This window comes from Pseudomonas sp. THAF187a (assembly GCF_009363395.1).
Classification (GTDB): domain Bacteria; phylum Pseudomonadota; class Gammaproteobacteria; order Pseudomonadales; family Pseudomonadaceae; genus Aquipseudomonas; species Aquipseudomonas khazarica.
Map to the genome: position 1 here is coordinate 2114467 of NZ_CP045349.1, position 21458 is coordinate 2135924.

Genomic DNA, 21458 nt, shown 5'->3' on the forward strand with positions numbered 1-21458 from the left:
CCTACGGCTGGATTCGCGGCTGAAGCCGCTCCTACGGGCGAGGAGTCTGCGTAGGGTGGATCGCGCTTCATCGATCCACCGTCCCCTGGTGGATGCAAAAGGCGGCATCCACCCTACGGTTGGGTTCGCGGCTGAAGCCGCTCCTACGGGGGAGGTGTTGGCGTAGGGTGGATCGCGCTTCATCGATCCACCGCGCCTGGTAGATGCAACAAGCGGCATCCACCCTACGACGGGCGGGGCTCAATGCGCTGCGCCACCGCCTGCCATGTTCTGCGGCAGTTTTCGGGTCAGCAGAATCGCCAGCATGCTCACGGCGAGGGCAATGCCGATGAAGTGGAAGGCGTCGTTGTAGGCCATGATCGTCGCCTGTTCGTGGACGATCTGGCTCAATCTGGCCAGCGCGGCCTGCTCGCTGCCCAGCGTCTGCGTCAGCAGTTGCAGGCGCTGTTCCACCTGCGGGTTGGTCGGCACGATGGATTCGCGCAGGTAATCGAAGTAGACCTTGGCGCGTGCGTCGAGCAGGGTGGCGAGCAGGGCAATGCCAATGGCGCCGCCGAGGTTGCGCAGGATGTTGAACAGGCTCGAGGCCGAGCCGGCGTCCTGCGGCAGGATGTAGGCCGTGGCGATCAGCGAGACGGTGACCATCACCAGTGGCTGGCCAAGCGCGCGCACGATCTGGATATGGTTGAACTGCGGGCCGGCGAAGTCCGGGTTGAGCACGCCGGAAAAGAAGCTCGCTGCACCGAACAGGGCAAAGCCCAGGGCGCACAGCCATTTCGGCGAGATGATCTTCATCAGCTTGGGCACCAGCGGGATCAGGAACAGCTGCGGCACGCCCATCCACATGATCACTTCGCCGATCTGCATGGCGTTGTAGCCCTGGATCTGCGCCAGGTACAGCGGCAGCACGTAGATCGACCCGTACAGCCCCACGCCAAGCCCCACGCTGGAGATGCTCGCCAGGCCGAAATTGCGCTCGCGCAGGACGCCGAGGTTGATCAGCGGATTGGGGCGTGAGATCTGCAGGATGACGAACAGAATCAGGCTGACCAGCGCCACGCTGCCGAGGCCGACGATCAGCTGCGACTCCAGCCAGTCCTTGCGATGACCTTCTTCGAGAAACACCTGCAGGCAGCCCAGGCCCATGCCCAGGGTGACGATGCCGGCGTAGTCCGTGGTCTTCAGCAGTTCCCAGTGCGGCGCCTTCTTCTCCAGGCCGTAGAGCAGGCCGGCGATCATGATCAGGCCGGGCGGCACGTTGATGTAGAAGATGTATTCCCAGCCCCAGTTCTCGGTCAGCCAGCCGCCAAGCGTGGGGCCGATGGAGGGCGCGAAGGTGGCGGTGATGGCGAACAGCGCCATGCCCTTGGCGCGGTGATGCTCGGGCAGCTTGATCAGCGTCATGGTGAACGCCAGCGGGATCAGTGCGCCACCGGTGAAGCCCTGTAGCGCGCGGAACACGATCATGCTCTCCAGGCTCCAGGCCATGGAGCAGAGCAGCGAGGCGATCAGGAAGCCCACCGAGACCCAGACGGCCAGGCGCCGTGCCGACAGCAGCTGCACCAGCCAGGCCGTCAGCGGGATCATGATGATCTCGGCCACCAGGTAGGAGGTGGAGATCCACGAGCCTTCCTCCAGGGTGGCGGACAGCGCGCCCTGGATGTCCTTCAGCGAGGAGTTGGTGATCTGGATGTCCAGCACCGCCATGAAGGCGCCGAGCATCGCGCTCATCACCGCGATCCAGTCGCGGCGGCTGGGCTCCTCGGTCGGGCGGATCAGTGCATCACCCGCCATGGTGTTCGTCGCTGCGCAGGTCGATGGTGACTTCCACCGACATGCCGGGGCGGATCAGTCCGTGCAACGGGTTGTCGGCGGAGAAGGTCAGTTTGACCGGGATGCGCTGCACCACCTTGGTGAAGTTGCCGGTGGCGTTGTCGGGCGGCAGCAGGCTGAACTGGGCGCCGGAGGCGGCGAACAGGCTGTCGATGTGGCCCTCGATGGGGGTGTCGGGATAGCTGTCGAACAGCAACTCGGCCTTCTGCCCTGGACGCATGCGGCCGATTTGGGTTTCCTTGAAGTTGGCCTGCACCCAGATGTCCTGATCGGGTACCAGCGAGAGCAGGTAGGCACCGTTCTGTACCACCTGGCCTTCGCGGGCCGAGCGCTGGCCGACCATGCCGCTGATCGGCGCATGAATCTGTGTGCGCGAAAGGTTGAGGTCGGCCTGTTCCAGATCGGCCTGGGCGGAAAGGATCAGGGCATCCAGGCGCTTGAGTTCGGCTTCGAGGCTGGCCACCTGCTGGCGCTGGGCCTGCAGGTCCGCCTGGGCCTTGGCCAGTTGCGAGCGGGCCACGCGGTTGTCGGCGGCCAGCGTGGTCACGCGTTCTTCGGAGACATAGCCCGGCTTGCGCAGCGTCTGGGCGCGGCCAAGGTCGATCTGCGCGCGTTCCAGGGTAGCCTGGCTGGCGGCGACGTCGGCCTGGCTGGCGGCGATCAGGCTGCCTTGCTGGTCGAGCTTGCTCTGTGCCTGGGCGCGTTCGGCCTGGTGGGTCTCCAGGGCGGCGAGGGCGCGCTGGCGGGCCAGGCGGAAATCGCTGTTCTCCAGTTCGACCAGCAACTGGCCGGCTTCCACGTGCTGGTTGTCGCGCACCAGCACCTTTTCGATGCGCGCATTGAGCTGGCTGGAGACGCGGGTGATTTCACCCTGCACGTAGGCGTTGTCGGTGCTTTCCTGGTAGCGACCGATCAACAGCCACTGGATGAGCAGGGCGCCGGCGATCAGCACCAGCAGGGTCACGAAGACGAGAAGACGGCGTTGCAGTTTGGCGGGCATGCGTGAGGCTCGGGAAGCGGCGGAGAAATGTAAGCGAATTTAACAGTGTTCCCTTTGCGCTAGTAGACTCTAGACTTGGCATGCTTTGTTGCTTATGAGGAACAATCATGGGGCTTGATGACGCACTGATCTTTACCCGAGTGGTGGAGTGCCACAGTTTCACCCAGGCGGCGACCAGCCTGGGCATGCAGAAGTCCACCGTGAGCCGGCGCATCGCCTTGCTCGAGGAGCGCCTCGGTGTGCGCCTGCTCAATCGCACCACGCGCAAGCTGCGCCTGACCGAGGTGGGGCAGGCCTACTACGAGCGCTGCCGGCAGATCATGCTCGACTTCGCCGAGGCCGAGCAGGCCGTCATGCAGTTGCAGCGTGAGCCTTCCGGGCTGTTGCGTATCACCACGCCGATCGAGTTCGGTCAGTTGTTCCTCGGGCGAGTGCTGGGGGAGTTCATGCGCCAGTACCCGCAGATCAACGCCGAGGTGGAGCTGACCTCGCGCCTGGTCGACCCGCTGGAGGAGGGCGTGGACATCGCCATCCAGGTGGGGCAGCCGCAGGACTCGACCCTGATCGCGCGCAAGTTGTTCGAGAGTGGCCGGCGCCTGTGCGCCAGTCCGTCCTATCTGGCCGCGCACGGCGTGCCGCGCAGCGTGGCCGAGCTGGAGGGGCATCGGGCGATCCTCCTGCAGCACGATGCGCCGCGTTACTGGCCGCTGCTGGGCGAGAACCTGCCCTGCCAGCGGGTGATGACCTGCAACAACATCACCTTCGCGCGTGAGGCGGCACTGGCTGGCGCCGGGATCTGCGGGTTGCCGGTCATGATCAGCGAGGAGGCGGTGCGCAGCGGGCGCCTGGTCGAGCTGCTGCCGGAGGCGCGCCTGCCGGTGGGCGAGGTCTACGCCATCTACCCGTCACGACGCTTCCAGGCCATGAAGGTCAAGACCTTCCTCGACTTCCTCATCGCCAGCTTGCCGATCACCCGTGGCGGGTCGCTGGAGCCGGGGGCGGCAGGCCTGATAACATCGCCCGCTTGATCAATACACCTCGTGTCTTCCTTCCGAGAGCATTCATGACCACCGTTCGTACCCGTATCGCGCCATCGCCGACCGGCGACCCCCATGTCGGCACCGCCTACATCGCATTGTTCAACCTGTGCTTCGCTCGCCAGCACGGTGGCCAGTTCATCCTGCGTATCGAAGACACCGACCAGCTGCGTTCGACCCGCGAGTCCGAGCAGCAGATCTTCGACGCACTGCGCTGGCTGGGTATCGAGTGGGACGAGGGCCCGGACGTCGGTGGTCCGCACGGCCCGTACCGGCAGAGCGAGCGTGGCGAGATCTACAAGAAATATTCCGACGAGCTGGTCAGCAAGGGCCATGCCTTCCCGTGCTTCTGTTCCGCCGAGCGCCTCGATGAAGTGCGCGCGCAGCAGATGGCCAACAAGGAAACCCCGCGTTACGACGGCCACTGCATGCATCTGCAGCCCGCCGAGGCGCAAGCGCGCATCGCCGCCGGCGAGTCGCACGTGGTGCGCATGAAGGTGCCCAGCGAGGGTGTCTGCGTCGTGCCGGACATGCTGCGTGGCGATGTCGAGATCCCTTGGGATCGCATGGACATGCAGGTGCTGATGAAGGTCGATGGCCTGCCAACCTATTTCCTGGCCAACGTGGTCGACGACCACCTGATGGGCATCACCCACGTGCTGCGTGGCGAGGAGTGGCTGCCGTCGGCGCCCAAGCTGATCAAGCTGTACGAATACTTCGGCTGGGAGCAGCCGGCGCTGTGCTACATGCCGCTGCTGCGCAATCCGGACAAGAGCAAGCTGTCCAAGCGCAAGAACCCCACCAGCATCACCTTCTACGAGCGCATGGGCTACCTGCCGCAGGCCATGCTCAACTACCTGGGGCGCATGGGCTGGTCGATGCCGGACGAGCGCGAGAAGTTCTCCCTGGCCGAGATGATCGAACATTTCGACATCAACCGAGTGTCGCTCGGTGGGCCGATCTTCGACCTGGAGAAGCTGTCCTGGCTCAACGGCCAGTGGCTGCGTGAGCTGCCGGTGGAAACCTTCGCCGCCGAAGTGCAGAAGTGGGCGCTCAACCCCGAGTACCTGATGAAGATCGCGCCGCACGTGCAGGGCAGGGTGGAAACCTTCAGCCAGATCGCACCGCTGGCCGGCTTCTTCTTCTCCGGTGGCCTGAACCTCGACGCCAAGCTGTTCGAGCACAAGAAGCTGTCGCCTGACCAGGTTCGCCAGCTGATGCAGCTGATCCTGTGGAAGCTGGAGTCGCTGCGGCAGTGGGAGAAGGAGCGCATCACCGGCTGCATCCAGGCTGTGGTCGAGCACCTCGAGCTGAAGCTGCGTGATGCCATGCCGCTGATGTTCGCCGCCATCACCGGCCAGGCCAGCTCGGTGTCAGTGCTCGACGCCATGGAGATTCTCGGCCCGGACCTGACCCGCTTCCGCCTGCGCCAGGCCCTGGAGCTGCTCGGTGGCACCTCGAAGAAAGAGACCAAGGAGTGGGAGAAGCTGCTGGCGGCCATCAACTGAGTCGTGGCGCGATCCTGTGGGGGTGTTGGCCGCGATGGACTCCGCTACCGTCGCCAAAGCGCCTTCCACGCTCGGTTTTACCCTGTGTGGGCTCTAAGTAGTTGTTCTAGTGGCAAAAACTTTGGGCCGGAAGGAAAAATGTTGTTGACAGGCAATCGGGGCGCTCTTAACATGCGCCCCGTCCTCGAGATGGGGCTATAGCTCAGCTGGGAGAGCGCTTGCATGGCATGCAAGAGGTCAACGGTTCGATCCCGTTTAGCTCCACCAATCTCGACTCCTTCGGGAGTGCCAGAATCGATGTGAGTCGATTCACGATCAGGGTCTTGCGTCCCCTTCGTCTAGTGGCCTAGGACACCGCCCTTTCACGGCGGTAACAGGGGTTCGAGTCCCCTAGGGGACGCCACTTATTCCAGCCGCAACGCTCAGGCGTTGCAGCCAGACCGAAAGGTTTCGGGGCTATAGCTCAGCTGGGAGAGCGCTTGCATGGCATGCAAGAGGTCAACGGTTCGATCCCGTTTAGCTCCACCAAACACACGCAAGGCCAGCCAGGTGCTGGCCTTGTCGTTCGAAGGTTTCGTCCCCTTCGTCTAGTGGCCTAGGACACCGCCCTTTCACGGCGGTAACAGGGGTTCGAGTCCCCTAGGGGACGCCATTTTCCAGTCGCAACGCGTAGGCGTTGCGAGCCGACCGCAAGGTTTCGGGGCTATAGCTCAGCTGGGAGAGCGCTTGCATGGCATGCAAGAGGTCAACGGTTCGATCCCGTTTAGCTCCACCAATCACACTCAAGGCCAGCCTCGTGCTGGCCTTGTCGTTCGAAGGTTTCGTCCCCTTCGTCTAGTGGCCTAGGACACCGCCCTTTCACGGCGGTAACAGGGGTTCGAGTCCCCTAGGGGACGCCATTTTCTTGCCGCATTTGCGGAACCCAGGGGCTGCCTCTCACGAGGTGGCCCCTTTTTGTTTGCCTGCTCATTCCTGTCGCTGCCGTGAAGGCGACCGATGGTCGTCGCGGCTGCTTGCAAGAAAAGATGATGACTGTAATATTGTGGTCGTCATATAAAGGAACGGCAGCCATGACCGAACGCAAGCACGAAACCCGCAAGCGCATTCTCGTGGCCGCTGGGCGAGTCCTTGCCGAGCGCGGCCCTGGCGACCCGGCCGTTGCCGAGGTGATGGCGGCGGCGGGGCTCACGGTGGGTGGCTTCTATGCGCATTTCAGCAGCAAGGATGCGCTGATGCTGGAGGCGTTCAGGCAGTTGCTCGGTGTGCGCAGGGAGCGCCTGGCTGGCGTCGATCAGCGCCTGGACGGCAGGGAGCGCAGGGCGCTGCTGGCAGCCTTCTACCTGTCGCGTCGGCATCGCGACGAGCCTGGTGATCGCTGTCCGCTGCCCAGCACGCTGGCGGAGATCGAACGCCTGCCGGACGGCTTCCGCCTGGCCCTGGTCGAACACGTGGAGCAGATGGTGGCGCAGATGAGCGCCACGCCGGAGGAGGCGGATACGGCGCTGGCTGACCTGGCGCTGATGGTGGGTGGTCTGGCGCTTGCCCGGGCATTGGGCGCCGGTGAGCTGTCCGACCGCTTGTTGCGTGCCGCCAAAGCGGCGGTGCTGTGAGATCGGCTTTCGAGGAGACGATGATGAACCAGATGACATGGGTGCGTGGCGTCAATGCAGCTCTGGGGCGAGTGGCCCCGCAACTGCTCGCCAGCCGACTGCGCGAACGCTTCATGACGCCGCGCAACCTGCCGCCGCGCGACTGGGAGCTGCCGTTGCTGAACAGCGCCGAGCGCATCACGCTGCGTTTCGGTCTCTCGGCGTTGCGCTGGGGCAGCGGGCCAACGGTGTTGTTGATGCATGGCTGGGAGGGGCGGCCGACCCAGTTCGCGCTGCTGATCCGTGGCCTGGTCGATGCCGGCTATGGTGTCGTGGCGCTGGATGCGCCCGCCCATGGGCGTTCACCGGGGCGTGAGGCGAATGTCGTGCTGTTTGCCCGCGCCTTGCTCGAGGCGGCCAGCGAGCTGCCGCCGTTGCAGGCGGTCATCGGCCATTCGATGGGTGGGGCCAGCGCGCTGCTGGCCATCCAGATGGGCCTGCGCACCGACGCGCTGGTCAGCATCGCGGCGCCGAGCCGGATTCTCGGCGTGTTGCGGGGCTTCGCCCATTTCATGGGTTTGCCTGCGGCGGCTCGTGCGCACTTCGTGCGTCAGGTGGAAACCCATGCAGGCATTCCCGCTGCGCACCTCGACGTGCAGCGCTATCAGCTGAACGTTCCGGGACTGGTCGTGCACGCCGAGGACGATGCCATGGTGCCGGTCAGCGAGGCCGAGTTGATCCACCAGGCCTGGTTCGACAGTCAGCTGCTGCGCCTGCCGGCGGGTGGGCACCAGCGGCTGCTGGGTGATCCGGCGATCGTGCGGGCCGTGCTCGACCTGCTCGGCGAGGTGCGTCAGGCGTCGCTGAAGGCCGTGGCGTCGTAGCTGGCCACGCGATTGCGCCCGGCTGCCTTGGCGCGATACAGCGCGCGGTCGGCCAGGTCCAGCCAGTGTTCGGCGCAGCCCGGTTCGCTGGGCACGCCGGCGTAGAGGCCGATGCTCAGGCTCAGCGGGATGTCCTGCTGCTGGTAGGGGCAGGGGTGCTGGGCCAGGTCCTCGCGCAACTGCTCGGCCAGGTCCAGGGCGCCCGTCAGGTCGGTGTTGTCGAGCAGGGCGACGAACTCCTCGCCGCCGAAACGGGCCAGCAGGTCGCTGCTGCGCAGGCGCTGCTGGAAGCGCTCGGCTGCATGACGCAGGCAGGCATCGCCGGCGAGATGGCCATAACGGTCATTGACCTGCTTGAAGTGATCCAGATCCAGCATCAGCACGGCGATCGATTGCCGGCTGCGCTCGGCGCGGGCGTAGGCGCGCACCAGTTCTTCGTTCAGGGTCTGGCGATTGAACAGGCCGGTGAGTCCGTCGCGGCGATTCTGTTCGGCCAGGCGCAGGTTGGCCCTCGAGAGCTGCTGCAGGGTGTCCTGCAAGGTGGCGGTGCGCTCCTGCACGCGCTGGTCCAGGCTCTCGCTGATCCTCGTCTGCAGCTCCAGGTGCTTGGCCTGTTCGTTGCGCAGGCGACGTTCCTGGTCGATCAGCCTGGCCTGGGCTGTGCGCTCGGCCTCCTGGGCCTGGCGAATGCGTGCGGCGAGGGCGACGGAGAATACCGTCATCTCGATCAGGCCGCCGATCTGCTGGATGTGCAGGGTGAGCAAGGAGTAGGGCAGCAGGCCGGTGCCGGTCAGAATACTGGCGAGGCTGGCGCTGATCAGCACGAACCAGCCCAGGGCGAACAGGCGCGCCGCGGCAAAGCCGGCACGCCAGCGCAGCAGGGTGATCACGAAGGCCGCTATCGCACAGGCGGCCACTATGACGAAGCTGCCCATCAGGGCCGGAGTGTAGGGGCCGAACAGGGCCATGCCCAGGACCAGCCAGGTGCAGGCCTTGAGGATGCTGGTCGTCCGGCGATAGGCCTTTGGCGCCTTGTCCAGCTCCAGCACGCCGTAGGTGAACTGGATGCCGAACAGCGTGGCCAGCGCGGAGGCGAACGGAAAGCTCAGCTGGTGCCAGGTCAGGGCATTGAGCCAGAGCCACTGCAGTGCGAAGCCCAGCTGGATGAACTGGTAGAAGCCGAAACTGGCGACGAACAGGCTGTACCAGAGGTAGTTGCGATCACGGGTGATGCCGAAGATGCTCAGGTTGTAGATGAACATCGCGATCAGCGCGCCGAAGAACAGGCCCTGCAGCAGCAGGCTGCGCTGTTCCTGGTGGTCGAAGGCGTCGCGGGTCATCAGGCTGGCGCTGAGGTTGGCCGAGCCCGCAGTCTGCATGCGCAGCCAGATGCGGCGCTTTTCGCCAGGTCCGACCTGCAGCGGCAGCAGCAGCTGGCGATGCTCGACCCAGCGCCAGTCGAACGGACGCTGGTCGCCGGCACGGTAGATACGCTTGCCGTCCAGGCCGTAGGCATCCAGCTGATCGAGCAGGGGGTTGCCGACCAGCAGCACCCAGCCGAGCGAGCGTGGGTGGGGGTTGTGAACGTCCAGGCGCAGCCAGTAGGCGCTGCCGCCGTAACCGAAGCTGGCGTCGCGCCGGCCGACCTCCTGCCAGGCCGAGTCGGGCAGGTTGCGCACGTCGGTGAAGTCGGCGCTGCCGCTCGGGTCCTTCCAGTACTGCATGTAGGGGCCGGGCAGGACCTGCGCCTGGCCGATCGGCAGCGGCAGGCTGCCCGCCCAGGACAGGGCTGGCAGCAGCAGAAGCATCAGTAGGCGCAGGGCGGCAGTCAATTGCTCGTTCTCGGCTCTCGGGCACTTGCGCGGCATTATGGCGCTTTGAGATGACGCGATGAAAGCTCGGCCCTGCACGGACCGGCGTTGCGGCGTATCATGCTGGCGTCGAGTCGCGGCTGATGGCGTCGCCAGGCGTGCGAACCGGCGCTCGGCATCAATCCCCGTCCGCAGCCTCTGCGGCAAGCCTGGAGACAAGACCATGACCTGGGACCTGCCCAGCCCCTTTCTGATCGATATCGATGTCACGGCTGACGATATCGATGGGCTCGGACATGCCAACAACGCGGTGTACGTCAGTTGGCTGGAGCGCTGTGCCTGGCGCCACTCGCAGTTCCTCGGGCTGGACCTGGTGGAGTACCGGCGCCTGGACCGCGCCATGGCGGTCGTCCGGCACGAGATCGACTACCTGGCCAGCGCCTATGAGGGGCAGCGTCTGCAGATGGCGACCTGGATCGTCGAATCCGATCAGCGCCTGAAGATGGATCGGCGTTTCCAGCTGCTGCGCCCCGAGGACGGTACGACGCTGCTGCGGGCCAAGACCACCTTCGTCTGCATCGAGCTGTCCAGTGGCCGCCCCAAGCGTATGCCGGTGGAGTTCGTCGAGGGCTATGGCCAGGCGCTGTTGCAGCCTTATCCGTTGGAGCTGTGACTCGCCCTCAGTTGAACAGCGGGGCGAGAAACACCTGCTCCGCTTTCACCACGATGGCGAAATGCCGGGTTTCACCCGGGCCCAGCACTATCGACTGGGCCGTTCCGGGGCCACGGCCGCCGCAGTAGCCATCGGGTGACATGGCCACGGCGATGCTCAGCTCGCCGCTGGGCAGGTCCAGGCTGGTGCGCTCGTCCGGGCCGAGTTTCGCCACTACCTGCTGATTGACGTACAGCTCCACATTGCAGGCGTTCGGTGCGTTGTTGTCGCGACTGAAGATCAGGCGGGCCGGCGCACCGACGGCAGGGGCCGGGGGGCGATGTTCGACGCCGCGTGGCAGGGTGTCGCTGGCATGGGCGCCCAGGCACAGTAGGCCGAGCAGAACGAGTGCGGTATGACGCATGACGGCAGCTCCGTGTGGCTATCCATGCAATCAGTGTCGCCCATCTTGCGCACGGCGCGCGACCCCTTAAACTGTGCGCCCCATTTTCCCGGACAACCTCATGCAAATCGCCCTGGCACCCATGGAGGGGCTGGTCGACGAGATCCTGCGCGACGTACTGACCCGCATCGGCGGCATCGACTGGTGCGTCACCGAGTTCATTCGCGTCAGCGAACGGCTGCTGCCGGCCGCCACCTACCACAAGCTGGCCCCCGAGCTGTTCGGCGGTGCGCGCACCCGGGCCGGTACGCCGATGCGCGTGCAGTTTCTCGGCTCCGATCCTCAGTGCCTGGCCGATAACGCGGCATTCGCCTGCACCCTGGGCGCGCCGGTGATTGACCTCAACTTCGGCTGCCCGGCCAAGACCGTGAACAAGTCGCGGGGTGGGGCGGTGCTGCTCAAGGAGCCGGAGCTGCTGCATGCCATCGTCCGCGAGGTGCGGCGCACGGTGCCGGCCGAGATTCCGGTCACGGCCAAGATGCGCCTGGGGTTCGAGGGCAAGGAAGGTGCGCTCGATTGCGCGCGGGCGCTGGCCGAAGGTGGGGCGAGCCAGATCGTGGTGCATGCACGGACCAAGGTCGAGGGCTACAAGCCGCCGGCGCACTGGGAGTGGGTGGCGCGGGTGCAGGAGGTGGTCGGCGTTCCGGTGTTCGCCAACGGCGAGGTGTGGACCCTGGATGACTGGCGGCGCTGCCGTGAGATCAGCGGGGTGGACGACATCATGCTGGGCCGCGGACTGGTCTCGCGGCCGGGCCTGGCGCGGCAGATCGCGGCGCTCAGGGCGGGTGAGGAACCGCAGGAAATGGGCTGGGCCGAACTGCAGCCGTTGCTGCTGGATTTCTGGCAGCAGGCCCGGCGCAAGCTGGCGCCGCGTTACGCGCCGGGGCGCCTGAAGCAGTGGCTGGCGATGCTGACCCGCACCTACCCCGAGGCCGTCGCGCTGTTCGCCGAGGTCCGCGGCGAGCAGGACTGCGAGCGCATCGACCGCCTGCTCGGGGCTGTCGCGGTGGGTGCGAACAGGGCTTGACAGGCAGGGCCTTGAAATTTTTCCGGGTGGCCTCAGATAAGTGACTGCGGGATGCCGAAGTCGGGTCCCGCGCTATGACACTTGCTGAATCATCAGGAGAATACTCATGAGCAACGTACTGTCCCTGGCCCCCCTGTTCCGCCAGTCCGTCGGTTTCGACCGTTTCAACGATCTTTTCGAATCTGCCCTGCGTAGCAACGACGCTGGCAGCTCCTACCCTCCCTACAACGTCGAGAAGCACGGCGAGGACCACTACCGCATCGTGGTCGCGGCTGCCGGTTTCGAGGAGGACGACCTGGAACTGCAGGTCGAGCGTGGCGTGCTGACCGTGGTCGGCAACAAGCGTGATCGCAGCGCGGAAAGCGTCAGCTACCTGCACCAGGGCATCGCCCAGCGCGCATTCAAGCTGTCGTTCCGCCTGGCCGACCATATCGAGGTCAAGGGCGCCAACCTGGTCAACGGCCTGCTCAATGTCGAGCTGGAGCGCATCGTGCCGGAAGAGGCCAAGGCCAAGCGCATCCCGATCGGCAGCCAGCGCCCGGCACTGGAAAGCTGATCCCCGTTCATGCTGCGAAAGGAAGGCGCCCACTGGGCGCCTTCTGCGTTTCGGGGGTCAGCGACCCTGTGCCTGCAAGAGCTGACGAAAGGCGTCCTGGGGCAGTGGCTTGCTGAACAGGTAGCCCTGATAGAGGTGGCAACCGAGGGCCTGGAGGAAGTCCAGCTGTTCCTGCTGTTCGACGCCCTCGGCGATCAGTTCCAGGTCCAGGCTGCGGGCCATGGCGATGATGGCGCGGATGATCTCGGCATCGTTGGGGTCGCTGGTGGCGTCGCGCACGAACGACTGGTCGATCTTCAGCATGTCCATCGGCAGGCGCTTGAGGTAGGTCAGCGAGCTGTAGCCGGTGCCGAAGTCGTCCATGGCGAAGCTGACGCCGTGCTTCTTCAGCCGCAGCATCTTGCCCACGGTATCGTCGATGTTCTGGATGACGATGCCCTCGGTCACCTCCAGCTTGAGCATGGCGTTCGGCAGCCGGCTGTCCTTCAGGCTCTTGGCGACCCGCTCGACGAACTCGTGCTGGCGGAACTGGCGCGGGCTGATGTTGACGCACAGGCTGAAGCGCTCGCTGTCGATCAGCCCGTCGACCAGCAGCTGGGAGCAGAAGTGGCAGGCTTCGGCGAGCACCCAGCTGCCGACCTCGATGATCAGGCCGCTCTCTTCCAGAACCTGGATGAACTGCGCCGGTGACTGCGGGCCCAGCTGCGGATGCTGCCAGCGCAGCAGGGCCTCGGCGCCGACCACCTTGCCGTCGCGGGCGTCGACCTGGGGCTGGAAGTGCAGCTCGAACTCCCCGCGCGCCAGGGCCAGGCGCAAATCGTTCTCCAGGCGCAGGCGGGCGCTGGCGGCTTCCTGCATGGTGGAGCGAAAGAGCTGGATGGCGTTGCGCCCGGAGTCCTTGGCGCGGTAGAGGGCGATGTCGGCGCGCTTGAGCAGGTCCGCCGGGGTGTTGCCGTGGTCGGGAATCAGGGCGACGCCGATGCTCGGGGTCACCTGCAGGCGATGGCCGTCCAGCAGCATCGGCTCCGCCAGCAGTTGCCGCAGCTTTTCCGCGACCTGGCGCACCTGGCGGGTCACCTCGGAGCGTTTCCCTTCCAGGCCCGAGAGCAGCACCACGAATTCGTCGCCGCCGAGCCGCGCCACGGTGTCTTCCAGGCGCACGCTGGCTTCCAGGCGCGCAGTGACCAGGCGCAGCACGGCGTCGCCCACCGGGTGGCCGAGCGAGTCGTTGATGTGCTTGAAGTGATCGAGGTCGAGAAACAGCAGGGCACCGCGCAGATCGTGGCGCTTGAGCAGGGAGATCTGCTGGGTCAGGCGATCCATCAGCAGGGCGCGATTGGGCAGGTTGGTCAGCGCGTCGTGATACGCCAGGTGCTGGACCTGCGCCTGGGCCTGCTTGAGCTCGCTGATGTCGCGGGCGGTGAGCAGCAGGCAGGTCACGCCGTTGAGTTCGATGGTCTGCACGGACACGTCGACCAGGCGCACTTCGCCGTCGCGGTGGCGGCCATGCATTTCCATGTGCAGGACATGGCCATGCTGGGTCAGGTGCTCGATCATCCGCGCACGTTCATCGGGATAGGCCCAGATGTTCAGGTCGTGCGAGGTGCGGCCGATCACTTCCGCGTTCTGGTAGCCGGTGATGCGCGAGAAGCCTTCGTTGACCTCGATGTAGCGGCCACTGTCGCGCTCGGTGATGGTGATGGCATCCGGGCTGGAGTGGAAGGCCTTGGCGAACTTCTCCTCCGAGGCCCTGACGCGCTGCTCGTGCACGACCCGTTCGCTGATGTCCACCAGTGTGCCGACCATGCGCAGCGGCTGCCCGTGTTCGTCGAGCTGCAGCTTGGCCGTGCTCTCGAGAAAACGCAGGCCGCCATCTTTCAGTTGCACCCGGTAGGTGACCTGGTAGTGGTTGCGGCGTTCCTCGACCAGTTGCTGGTAGCTCTGCCGCAGGCTGTGCCGGTCGGCCATCGGTACCTGGCGGAAGAAGTCCAGGAAGGCGCCTTCGAACGGTGTCGCCGACAAGCCCTGCAGCTCCGCGGCCCTGGCGCTGGCGAACAGGCGGCTGCTGGGGATGTGCCAGTCCCAGGTGCCCAGATCGGCGGACTCCAGCGCCAGTTTCAGGCGCTGCTTGCTCTCCTGCAGCGCCTGCTCCTGGGCGCGCTGCCTGGTGATGTTGCGCACGGTGAGCACCAGGCATTCGACACCGTCCAGTTCGATGACGCCGCCGAACAGCAGGTTGATGCTGACGCTGCCGTCGCGGCTGAACAGGCGCACCTCCAGGTTGTTCAGGCTGCCGGCCTCGAGCGCTTCGAGCATCCGCAGGCGGTCATCGGGGTCGGCCCAGACACCCAGCTCCAGCGAGGTACGGCCCACCGCCTCGGTGCTGCTCCAGCCGAACTGCTGCTCGAAGCTGCGATTGACCTCGATGAAGCGGCCGGTCGCGCGCTCGGTGATGGCGACCGCGTCCGGCGTGTGCATGAAGGCCTTGGCGAATTTTTCCTCGCTGGCGCGCAGGGCGTTCTCGGCGCGCTTGCGTTCGCTGGTGTCGAGGAAGGTGCAGAGCATCAGGCGCTCGCCCTGCAGTTCGATGTACTGGCTCGAGAGGATGCCGTCGAGGATCTCGCCGCTGCGGGTACGCAGCTGCACTTCCTGGATCACGGGGTCCTGGCTGAGAGGGGCCTGCTGGCGCAGGTGGTCGCGCTGTGCGTTATGCACCCAGATATCCAGGTCGGCGGTGGGGCGGCCGAGCACCTCGCTCGCGCCCCAGCCAAAGGCCTGGGTGAAGTGCTGGTTGACCTCGACGATCTCGCTGTCGTCGTAGCGCACCAGCATCATGATGTCGGGACTCAGGCGGAACAGGCTGGCGAAGCGTTCTTCCGAGGCGCGCAGCGCTTCCGCGCGTTCCTGCTGGGCGCTGATGTCGCGGATCACGCCGAACATGCGCGGGCGGCCATCGGCCTCGTGTTGCAGGCTGCCGGTGATCTCCAGCCAGTGCAGGCTGCCATCGGGCCAGCGTATGCGGTGGCGCAGGGCCTTGCTGATCGGCTCGCCCTTGAGGATGTTGTGGAAGGTCGCCAGGACCTCGGCGCGCTCCTCCTCGGGGATAAGCTCGATGTAGCGCAGCTCGCGGGTGACCGGGCGGTTGGGGTCCAGGCCGAACAGGGCCTGTGCGCCACGCGACCAGTTCACCTGGCCGCTGCGGATGTCCCAGTACCAGGTGCCGAGGTGGGCGCCGTTCAGCGCGGCCAGCAAGCGTTGCGCATCCTGCCAGGCCTGCTCGAATTCGACGGGGTCCATCGCCGGAATGTGCGGCAGGGGCGGTGTCTGGTCAGTCGATCTGGCCATGGCCGAACCCTCCTCTGGTGCGCGTGAGAAGCATGGCGGGCGTCGAAGGCATTTGGCTTCCTGCGTAGTGGTCTATCGCCACGTTAGTCGCAGGTTGGCCGCCTACGCAAGGTCGTCGCGCTGACTGTCGAGCAGCGCCATGAAGGCCCTGGCCGCGTTCGACAGCGTGCGCTCGGTATGCAGGATGTAGCCCAGCTGCCGCGTGAGCTGGATGCCGGGCAGCGGCAGGCGAGCGACCTGGTCGTCGAGCATGGTGCGCGGCAGCACGCTCCAGGCCAGGCCGATGGAGACCATCATCTTGATGGTTTCCAGGTAGTTGGTGCTCATGGCGATGTTGGGCGTCAGCCCCTGCGCCTCGAACAGGCGCTGGACGATGTGGTGGGTGAAGGTGTTGCCGCCGGGGAAAACGGCAGGGTGCTGCGCGACGTCCGCCAGGCTGACGGCCTGGCTGCGTGCCAGCGGGTGCTCGGGCGCGGCGACGAAGTCGAGCGGGTCGTCCCAGACGGCCACGGCGCGGATGGGTTCGCGGGTTTCCGGGGCGAGGGTGATCACCGCCAGCTCGGCGCGGCCATGCAGCACTTCTTCATAGGCCACTTCCGAGTCGAGGAACTGGATGTCCAGCGCGACCTGCGGGTGCGCGCGGGTAAAGGCGCGCAGCAGGGCAGGGAGGCGGTGCAGGCCGATGTGGTGACTGGTGGCCAGGGTCAGGCGACCGCTGACTTCGCCCGAGAGGTTGGTCAGGGCGCGGCGGGTGTCGTCCAGCACATTGAGGATCTGGTACGCGCGTGGCAGCAGGGCGCGACCGGCCTGGGTCAGACCGATCTCGCGGCCTAGGCGATCGAACAGGCGCACGCCCAGCTGTTGTTCTAGCCCGGCGATGCGTTTGCTGACCGCAGGCTGGGTCAGGTGCAGGCGCTCGCCGGCTTCGGAAAAGCTGCCGGTTTCGGCGATGGCGATGAAGGCGTTGAGGTTGGCCAGATCCATAACGGCAGCTCCTAGCGGCAGGCTGCAAGCGGCAAGTCGAGTCGCGCGGCATTGTTTGCGGCTTGTCACTTGCAGCTTGCGGCGTGGACAGATTCCTTTGGGGAATCTCCTGGATGAAAAATATGAATTTGAGTTATTCGTGCCGCGATCATAGCATTTCACCCCATAAGCCAAAGGGCCTTTTCGCCCTGGCATAGAAACACGCTGATGAGGTAACGCTGATGGCCGGCAAGACGCTCTACGACAAGCTCTGGGAAATGCACGAAGTGAAACGTCGCGATGACGGTTCCTCGCTGATCTACATCGATCGTCACATCCTTCACGAAGTGACGTCGCCGCAGGCTTTCGAGGGGCTGCGTCTGGCCGGGCGCAAGCCGTGGCGCATCGACGCCAACATCGCCACCCCGGATCACAACGTGCCGACCACCCGGGCCGAGCGCCAGGGCGGCCTCGACGCCATCGCCGACGAAGTGTCGCGCATTCAGGTACAGACCCTGGACGAGAACTGCGATGACTTCGGCATCCTCGAGTTCAAGATGAACGACGTGCGCCAGGGCATCGTCCACGTGGTCGGTCCGGAGCAGGGCGCCACCCTGCCGGGCATGACCGTGGTCTGCGGCGACTCGCACACCTCCACCCATGGCGCCTTCGGTGCGCTGGCGCACGGTATCGGCACCTCCGAGGTCGAGCACGTGCTCGCCACCCAGTGCCTGGTGGCCAAGAAGATGAAGAACATGCAGGTGCGCGTCGAGGGCAAGCTGCCGTTCGGCGTCACTGCCAAGGACATCGTGCTGGCCGTGATCGGCAAGATCGGCACCGCCGGTGGCAATGGCCATGCCCTGGAATTCGCCGGCAGCGCCATCCGCGACCTGTCGCTGGAAGGGCGCATGACCATCTGCAACATGTCCATCGAGGCCGGTGCCCGTGTCGGCCTGGTGGCGGTGGACGAGAAGACCATCGCCTACGTCAAGGATCGTCCGTTCGCGCCCAAGGGCAGCGACTGGGACAAGGCCGTGGCGCAGTGGCAGAACCTGGTCTCCGACGCCGATGCGGTGTTCGACACCGTGGTCGAGCTTGCCGCCTCCGAGATCAAGCCGCAGGTCAGCTGGGGCACCTCGCCGGAAATGGTCCTGGCCGTCGACCAGAACGTGCCGGACCCGGCTGTCGAGGCCGACCCGGTGAAGAAGGACTCGATCACCCGTGCGCTGAAGTACATGGGCCTGGCTGCCAACCAGCCGATCACCGCGATCCAGCTCGACCGTGTGTTCATCGGCTCCTGCACCAACTCGCGCATCGAAGACCTGCGTGCCGCCGCCGAAGTGGCCAAGGGGCGCAAGGTCGCGGCGACCGTCAAGCAGGCGCTGGTGGTGCCGGGCTCCGGCCTGGTCAAGGCGCAGGCCGAGGCTGAGGGGCTGGACAAGATCTTCATCGAGGCCGGTTTCGAATGGCGTGAGCCGGGCTGCTCCATGTGCCTGGCGATGAACCCGGACAAGCTGGGCAGTGGCGAGCATTGCGCGTCCACCTCCAACCGCAACTTCGAAGGCCGCCAGGGCGCGGGTGGTCGTACCCACCTGGTGAGCCCGGCCATGGCTGCCGCTGCGGCGGTGACCGGTCGCTTCATCGACGTTCGTGAACTGATCCAGGCCTGAGGAGCTAGAAGATGAAAGCCTTTACCCAACACACCGGCCTGGTCTGCCCGCTCGATCGGGCCAACGTCGACACCGATCAGATCATTCCCAAGCAGTTCCTGAAGTCGATCAAGCGCACCGGTTTCGGTCCGAACCTGTTCGACGAGTGGCGCTACCTGGATATCGGCCAGCCGAACCAAGACAACTCCAAGCGCCCGGTCAACCAGGAGTTCGTGCTCAACTTCCCGCGTTACCAGGGGGCCAGCGTGCTGCTGGCGCGCGAGAACTTCGGCTGCGGCTCTTCGCGTGAACATGCGCCCTGGGCGCTGGACGAGTACGGTTTCCGCACGGTGATCGCACCGAGCTTCGCCGACATCTTCTTCAACAACAGCTTCAAGAACGGCCTGCTGCCGATCATCCTCAAGGATGCAGAGGTCGATGCGCTGTTCGAGCAGGCCGAGGCCACCGAGGGTTACCAGTTGACTGTCGACCTCGAGGCGCAGACCGTGACCCGTCCCGATGGCGTGCAGTACAGCTTCGAGGTCGATGCCTTCCGCAAGCATTGCCTGCTCAACGGCCTGGACGACATCGGCCTGACCCTGCAGGATCAGGACGCGATCAAGGCCTTCGAGGCCGGCTACCAGCAGGGCAGTCCCTGGCTGTTCGGCGCGATCAAATAACAGGAGCTGCAAGGCGCAAGCTTCAGGCTGCGAGTGAAAGCGGCTTGCGCTTGTGGCTTGTGGCTTGCAGCTTGAAGCTTGTAGCTATTTCCGAAGGAAATCTTCTTATGAAACAGATTCTGGTTCTCCCTGGCGACGGCATCGGTCCGGAGATCATGGCCGAGGCGGTCAAGGTGCTGAACCTGGCCAACGACAAGTACAGCCTGGGCTTCGAACTGAGCTTCGATGACCTCGGCGGTGCGGCCATCGACCGTTACGGCGTGCCGCTGGCCGACGAGACCCTGGCGCGCGCGCGCGCGGCCGATGCGATTCTGCTCGGTGCCGTTGGCGGTCCGAAGTGGGACAGCATCGACCCGGCCATCCGTCCGGAGCGTGGCCTGCTGAAGATCCGTTCGCAGCTGGGCCTGTTCGGCAACCTGCGCCCGGCGCTGCTGTACCCGCAACTGGCCGAGGCCTCCAGCCTCAAGCCGGAAATCGTCGCCGGCCTGGACATTCTCATCGTGCGTGAGCTGACCGGCGGCATCTACTTCGGCCAGCCGCGCGAGAGCAAGGTGCTGGAGAACGGCGAGCGCATGGCCTACGACACCCTGCCGTACAGCGAGAGCGAGATCCGCCGTATCGCCAAGGTCGGCTTCGACATGGCCCGTGTCCGTGGCAAGAAGCTGTGCTCGGTGGACAAGGCCAACGTGCTGGCGTCCAGCCAGCTGTGGCGCGCCGTGGTCGAGGAAGTGGCCAAGGACTACCCGGACGTCGAACTGAGCCACATGTACGTCGACAACGCTGCCATGCAACTGGTGCGTGCGCCCAAGCAATTCGACGTGATGGTCACCGACAACATGTTTGGTGACATTTTGTCTGACGAGGCGTCGATGCTCACCGGTTCCATCGGCATGCTGCCGTCGGCCTCGCTGGATGCCGACAACAAGGGCATGTACGAGCCGTGCCACGGCTCCGCGCCGGACATCGCCGGCCAGGGCATCGCCAACCCGCTGGCCACCATTCTCTCGGTGTCCATGATGCTGCGTTACAGCTTCGGCCAGGTCGCCGCCGCTGATGCCATCGAGAAAGCCGTGAGCCTGGTGCTGGATCAGGGCCTGCGTACCGGTGACATCTGGTCCGAGGGCAAGACCAAGGTCGGTACCTCCGCGATGGGTGATGCAGTAGTCGAAGCGCTGCGTAGTCTGTAATCTTTCCAGCCCCGCCGGGGTGGTTCCGGCGGGCTGTTTATATAGGTGTAGTCGTTATGAAACGTGTAGGTCTGATCGGTTGGCGTGGCATGGTCGGTTCCGTGCTCATGCAGCGCATGCTGGAGGAGCGGGATTTCGACCTGATCGAGCCGGTGTTCTTCACCACTTCCAACGTTGGCGGCCAAGGGCCGGCGATTGGCAAGGACATTGCGCCGCTGAAGGACGCCTACAACATTGACGACCTGAAAGGCCTGGACGTGATCCTGACCTGCCAGGGCGGTGACTACACCAACGAAGTCTTCCCCAAGCTGCGTGAAGCCGGCTGGCAGGGTTACTGGATCGATGCCGCCTCCAGCCTGCGCATGGACGACAGTGCGGTGATCGTGCTCGACCCGGTCAACCGCAAGGTGATCGACCAGGCGCTGGATGCCGGCAGCAAGAACTACATCGGCGGCAACTGCACCGTCAGCCTGATGCTGATGGCGCTCGGTGGCCTGTATGAAGCCGGCCTGGTCGAGTGGATGAGCGCCATGACCTATCAGGCCGCCTCCGGTGCCGGTGCGCAGAACATGCGTGAGCTGATCAAGCAGATGGGTGCGATCAACGGCGCTGTCGCGGACGACCTGGCCGACCCGGCCAGCGCCATCCTCGACATCGACCGCAAGGTCGCCGAGGCCATGCGTGGCGAAGACTTCCCGGTCGACAACTTCGGCATGCCGCTGGCTGGCAGTCTGATCCCCTACATCGACAAGGAACTGCCTAACGGCCAGAGCCGTGAAGAGTGGAAGGCGCAGGCCGAGACCAACAAGATCCTCGGCCGCTTCAAGAGCCCGATCCCGGTCGACGGCATCTGCGTGCGCATCGGCGCCATGCGTTGCCACAGCCAGGCGCTGACCATCAAGCTGAACAAGGATGTGCCGATGGCCGACATCGAAGGCCTGATCAGTCAGCACAACCCCTGGGTCAAGCTGGTGCCGAACCATCGTGAAGATTCCATCCGCGACCTCGGCCCGACTGCCGTGACCGGCACCCTGAGCGTACCGGTCGGCCGCCTGCGCAAGCTCAACATGGGCTCGCAGTACCTGGGCGCCTTCACCGTGGGTGACCAGCTGCTGTGGGGCGCGGCCGAGCCGCTGCGGCGCATGCTGCGAATCCTGCTGGAGCGCTGAGGCGCACCGCAGACGCGTGATGCAGACGAAGCCCCGCTACCTCGGTAGCGGGGCTTCGTCGTTTCCGGGCTTGCAGTTGCGGTGGCAAGAAGGGCGCGGTTACAG

17 protein-coding genes and 6 tRNA genes are annotated in these 21458 nt (G+C 65.3%); 17 read left to right on the plus strand and 6 right to left on the minus strand.

The features are described 5' to 3' along the window. Nucleotides 1-240 precede the first annotated feature (240 nt). Both FIV02_RS09790 and FIV02_RS09795 read right to left on the minus strand, forming a co-directional pair. Nucleotides 241-1734, minus strand: coding sequence for an MDR family MFS transporter (locus FIV02_RS09790; RefSeq protein WP_172979211.1), 1494 nt, complete (start codon nt 1732-1734; stop codon nt 241-243). A 49-nt stretch (nt 1735-1783) separates the two neighbouring features. Then, complete coding sequence (locus FIV02_RS09795) at nt 1784-2833, minus strand: HlyD family secretion protein (RefSeq protein ID WP_047584216.1); 1050 nt, start codon at nt 2831-2833, stop codon at nt 1784-1786. 107 nt (nt 2834-2940) lie between these two features. Here FIV02_RS09795 and FIV02_RS09800 point away from each other — a divergent pair, with 107 nt between their 5' ends. The 10 genes from FIV02_RS09800 (at nt 2941) to FIV02_RS09845 (ending at nt 7851) form a co-directional block, all read left to right on the plus strand. Next, complete coding sequence (locus FIV02_RS09800; RefSeq protein WP_037054083.1) at nt 2941-3861, plus strand: LysR family transcriptional regulator; 921 nt, start codon at nt 2941-2943, stop codon at nt 3859-3861. A gap of 35 nt (nt 3862-3896) precedes the next feature. Further along, nucleotides 3897-5378, plus strand: coding sequence for a glutamate--tRNA ligase (gltX, locus tag FIV02_RS09805; protein WP_152488504.1), 1482 nt, complete (start codon nt 3897-3899; stop codon nt 5376-5378). A 191-nt stretch (nt 5379-5569) separates the two neighbouring features. Then, a tRNA-Ala gene (locus tag FIV02_RS09810) sits at nt 5570-5645 on the plus strand. A gap of 60 nt (nt 5646-5705) precedes the next feature. Continuing rightward, nucleotides 5706-5781: transfer RNA gene (locus FIV02_RS09815), tRNA-Glu, on the plus strand. Between the two features lie 49 nt (nt 5782-5830). Then, nucleotides 5831-5906: transfer RNA gene (locus FIV02_RS09820), tRNA-Ala, on the plus strand. A gap of 48 nt (nt 5907-5954) precedes the next feature. After that, nucleotides 5955-6030, plus strand: a tRNA-Glu gene (locus FIV02_RS09825). 47 nt (nt 6031-6077) lie between these two features. Beyond that, nucleotides 6078-6153 (plus strand) — tRNA-Ala (locus FIV02_RS09830). A 48-nt stretch (nt 6154-6201) separates the two neighbouring features. After that, nucleotides 6202-6277 (plus strand) — tRNA-Glu (locus FIV02_RS09835). A 171-nt stretch (nt 6278-6448) separates the two neighbouring features. Further along, on the plus strand, nt 6449-6988 hold the full coding sequence (locus tag FIV02_RS09840) for a TetR/AcrR family transcriptional regulator (protein WP_152488505.1): 540 nt from the start codon (nt 6449-6451) through the stop codon (nt 6986-6988). 23 nt (nt 6989-7011) lie between these two features. After that, entirely contained in the window at nt 7012-7851 is an 840-nt protein-coding gene (locus FIV02_RS09845; protein ID WP_037054430.1) for an alpha/beta fold hydrolase, read from the plus strand. On the opposite strand, the gene FIV02_RS09850 is transcribed toward FIV02_RS09845, so the two are convergent. Then, nucleotides 7821-9683 carry a diguanylate cyclase gene (locus FIV02_RS09850; RefSeq protein ID WP_256663113.1) on the minus strand — a complete coding sequence of 621 codons (1863 nt, stop codon included), beginning with the start codon at nt 9681-9683 and terminating at the stop codon, nt 7821-7823. The two genes, FIV02_RS09845 and FIV02_RS09850, sit on opposite strands and share 31 nt — an antisense overlap. Before the next feature lie 202 nt (nt 9684-9885). Here FIV02_RS09850 and FIV02_RS09855 point away from each other — a divergent pair, with 202 nt between their 5' ends. Further along, nucleotides 9886-10335, plus strand: a complete 450-nt coding sequence (locus FIV02_RS09855; protein ID WP_037054427.1) for a thioesterase family protein — start codon at nt 9886-9888, stop codon at nt 10333-10335. 7 nt (nt 10336-10342) lie between these two features. Here FIV02_RS09855 and FIV02_RS09860 read toward each other — a convergent pair whose 3' ends face one another. Beyond that, nucleotides 10343-10738 (minus strand): hypothetical protein, encoded by a 396-nt coding sequence (locus FIV02_RS09860; protein WP_152488506.1) that lies wholly within the window; start codon nt 10736-10738, stop codon nt 10343-10345. A 100-nt stretch (nt 10739-10838) separates the two neighbouring features. On the opposite strand from FIV02_RS09860, the gene FIV02_RS09865 reads away from it, so the two are divergent. Further along, a complete protein-coding gene (locus tag FIV02_RS09865) occupies nt 10839-11804 on the plus strand; it encodes a tRNA-dihydrouridine synthase (protein ID WP_152488507.1) in 966 nt (321 codons plus the stop codon). A gap of 106 nt (nt 11805-11910) precedes the next feature. After that, nucleotides 11911-12360, plus strand: a complete 450-nt coding sequence (locus FIV02_RS09870) for an Hsp20 family protein (protein WP_047584376.1) — start codon at nt 11911-11913, stop codon at nt 12358-12360. Nucleotides 12361-12417: 57 nt separating this feature from the next. On the opposite strand, the gene FIV02_RS09875 is transcribed toward FIV02_RS09870, so the two are convergent. Together FIV02_RS09875 and FIV02_RS09880 are read right to left on the minus strand one after the other, a co-directional pair. Further along, nucleotides 12418-15705, minus strand: coding sequence for a bifunctional diguanylate cyclase/phosphodiesterase (locus FIV02_RS09875; protein WP_152488508.1), 3288 nt, complete (start codon nt 15703-15705; stop codon nt 12418-12420). 102 nt (nt 15706-15807) lie between these two features. Next, on the minus strand, nt 15808-16689 hold the full coding sequence (locus tag FIV02_RS09880; protein ID WP_037054419.1) for a LysR family transcriptional regulator: 882 nt from the start codon (nt 16687-16689) through the stop codon (nt 15808-15810). A 221-nt stretch (nt 16690-16910) separates the two neighbouring features. On the opposite strand from FIV02_RS09880, the gene leuC reads away from it, so the two are divergent. The 4 genes from leuC (at nt 16911) to asd (ending at nt 21353) form a co-directional block, all read left to right on the plus strand. Then, nucleotides 16911-18338 (plus strand): 3-isopropylmalate dehydratase large subunit, encoded by a 1428-nt coding sequence (gene leuC / locus FIV02_RS09885; RefSeq protein ID WP_047584379.1) that lies wholly within the window; start codon nt 16911-16913, stop codon nt 18336-18338. A gap of 11 nt (nt 18339-18349) precedes the next feature. Beyond that, entirely contained in the window at nt 18350-18997 is a 648-nt protein-coding gene (gene leuD, locus FIV02_RS09890; RefSeq protein ID WP_047584382.1) for a 3-isopropylmalate dehydratase small subunit, read from the plus strand. Nucleotides 18998-19104: 107 nt separating this feature from the next. Then, a complete protein-coding gene (gene leuB, locus FIV02_RS09895) occupies nt 19105-20184 on the plus strand; it encodes a 3-isopropylmalate dehydrogenase (protein ID WP_047584383.1) in 1080 nt (359 codons plus the stop codon). Nucleotides 20185-20240: 56 nt separating this feature from the next. Further along, nucleotides 20241-21353, plus strand: coding sequence for an aspartate-semialdehyde dehydrogenase (gene asd / locus FIV02_RS09900; protein WP_150609276.1), 1113 nt, complete (start codon nt 20241-20243; stop codon nt 21351-21353). Nucleotides 21354-21458: the final 105 nt, after the last annotated feature.

Bases quoted from the DNA above. Each gene is read 5' to 3' on its own strand.
- FIV02_RS09795 (WP_047584216.1), bottom strand. From the start codon at position 2,833: ATGCCCGCCAAACTGCAACGCCGTCTTCTCGTCTTCGTGACCCTGCTG.
- FIV02_RS09800 (WP_037054083.1), top strand. From the start codon at position 2,941: ATGGGGCTTGATGACGCACTGATCTTTACCCGAGTGGTGGAGTGCCAC.
- gltX (WP_152488504.1), top strand. From the start codon at position 3,897: ATGACCACCGTTCGTACCCGTATCGCGCCATCGCCGACCGGCGACCCC.
- FIV02_RS09840 (WP_152488505.1), top strand. From the start codon at position 6,449: ATGACCGAACGCAAGCACGAAACCCGCAAGCGCATTCTCGTGGCCGCT.
- FIV02_RS09845 (WP_037054430.1), top strand. From the start codon at position 7,012: ATGAACCAGATGACATGGGTGCGTGGCGTCAATGCAGCTCTGGGGCGA.
- FIV02_RS09855 (WP_037054427.1), top strand. From the start codon at position 9,886: ATGACCTGGGACCTGCCCAGCCCCTTTCTGATCGATATCGATGTCACG.
- FIV02_RS09860 (WP_152488506.1), bottom strand. From the start codon at position 10,738: ATGCGTCATACCGCACTCGTTCTGCTCGGCCTACTGTGCCTGGGCGCC.
- FIV02_RS09865 (WP_152488507.1), top strand. From the start codon at position 10,839: ATGCAAATCGCCCTGGCACCCATGGAGGGGCTGGTCGACGAGATCCTG.
- FIV02_RS09870 (WP_047584376.1), top strand. From the start codon at position 11,911: ATGAGCAACGTACTGTCCCTGGCCCCCCTGTTCCGCCAGTCCGTCGGT.
- FIV02_RS09875 (WP_152488508.1), bottom strand. From the start codon at position 15,705: ATGGCCAGATCGACTGACCAGACACCGCCCCTGCCGCACATTCCGGCG.
- FIV02_RS09880 (WP_037054419.1), bottom strand. From the start codon at position 16,689: ATGGATCTGGCCAACCTCAACGCCTTCATCGCCATCGCCGAAACCGGC.
- leuC (WP_047584379.1), top strand. From the start codon at position 16,911: ATGGCCGGCAAGACGCTCTACGACAAGCTCTGGGAAATGCACGAAGTG.
- leuD (WP_047584382.1), top strand. From the start codon at position 18,350: ATGAAAGCCTTTACCCAACACACCGGCCTGGTCTGCCCGCTCGATCGG.
- leuB (WP_047584383.1), top strand. From the start codon at position 19,105: ATGAAACAGATTCTGGTTCTCCCTGGCGACGGCATCGGTCCGGAGATC.
- asd (WP_150609276.1), top strand. From the start codon at position 20,241: ATGAAACGTGTAGGTCTGATCGGTTGGCGTGGCATGGTCGGTTCCGTG.